Origin of the sequence: Vibrio sp. T11.5, from assembly GCF_027587155.1 — a bacterium.
Lineage (GTDB): Bacteria > Pseudomonadota > Gammaproteobacteria > Enterobacterales > Vibrionaceae > Vibrio > Vibrio neptunius.
This window is the reverse complement of sequence record NZ_JAPPTP010000057.1, coordinates 1-1,478: the sequence shown is the minus strand read 5'-3', so window position 1 is coordinate 1,478 and position 1,478 is coordinate 1. Positions and strand designations below refer to the sequence as shown.

Below are 1,478 nucleotides of genomic sequence, written 5' to 3'. Positions count from 1 at the left end.
AGCGCTTTGGTCTCGACGTCGGTGAGCATGCCCACCACCTAGTGCTAAGCACCCTGATGGATGCGGTACTCAATGAACTCGAATTGAGTGCCCAACAGGTGCCCGAGTTGAGCGACAGCATCGATGAATTGCTCACCGAACCGAATAACTTATTAGGCTTGGCTGTGTACGGTTTCTCGTCGGAGATTTATGCCGCCACCGATCAACTGCTCAAGGGCGTGACCTTTTCTGACTTTACTGGTCAAACGCGTATCCCGCTCAGCGGGTTTATCTCGGCGTTTAACGATGTAATTGGGTTCAGCGACCCCAATTCGGCCTTGTTTACGGCGACAAAGAGCTTACTTATCCCCCTTGAAAGACAAATCAATCAGGCCACACAGGCGGTCAAAGACCAAGGGGATAAAGCGGTGCGCAGCCTGCAAATGCTGCGCTTTCGTATTATTAACCGCGTGATGAAACTGCCGGGTTTGTCGGCGCGGCGCGCCATGGCGATGTCGCTGTGGGGGCAAGCTCAGTTGAGTCAGGGTAAGGTGTTTCTTAACCAGGGCCTTAGCGCTCAAACCCAAGCGGCCAATGGCCGTTACCACCAGTTGTTAATGGAAGCGCACAGTGCCAATATAGCCTTGTCCAAGCTCCCTGCTGACTCGCCAGACTATCGCCGAATGTCGAAGTCGTTACGTCAGATAAACAAACAGATCAGCCGCTATGTGGAATCTATCCCATCGGTATTCAGCGAATATCGGAGCCAAACCGTGGGCAAATACACTTTCAGCAACGCCGCGAGCTCGATCAGCCATGCCTTTGAGCGCCTTGGCGGCACAGATTTGGTGGTGGCGTCCCTCAACCTCATTAATATCGCCTCACAAATACAAACTCTGCAAGAGATGGAAAAGTCGGCTCCTTACCCGGATACGCGTCGCCAACAAACCACCGTAGGTTACAGTATCGCGTGGTTTGTTAATAACACAGGTGCAGTGCTAAAAGGGCTATCACTGAGTAAAATTCAGTCTAATAGTGACCTAATGACCACCTCTCTCAAACAGATAAAAGCGGCAAAAAGCGCTTTTAAGATTGCGGATATGCTTAACGTGGAGCGCTATATTGCCCACTCGCTGATTGCTGGCGCTGCGGGGGTGCTCGCCGCGGGTCTAGAAGGCTGGCAAGTCGTCGAGGATTTATCAGCATCAAAAAGTTCGTCGCAAACACTGTTGTTGGTTGCTAAAGCTGGTGCACTCGGAATCCAGATGGTGAGTTGGGGTGGATTGGTCGTTAACTCGCTAAGAACTCGTTTAGGCCTGATATTTGTCGGTGAAGTATTACAAGGTTGGATGTTAGCCATTAACTTCTGGGGCGCGGCTTTGTATGCAGCAGTAACCATACTGCTATTGCTGACCAAACAAACCCCGCTGGAAACCTGGCTGCGCCATTCAGTATGGGGCAAAGAGCCAGACTTTAACCGCAGTGCCGCAGATGAATAC

At 51.4% G+C, this 1,478-nt stretch carries 1 protein-coding gene; it reads left to right on the top strand.

Features of this window, described 5'->3' with window-relative positions:
- A partial coding sequence (locus tag OH455_RS23135; protein ID WP_269982929.1) for a hypothetical protein occupies window positions 1-1,478 on the top strand: 1,478 nt, incomplete at both ends.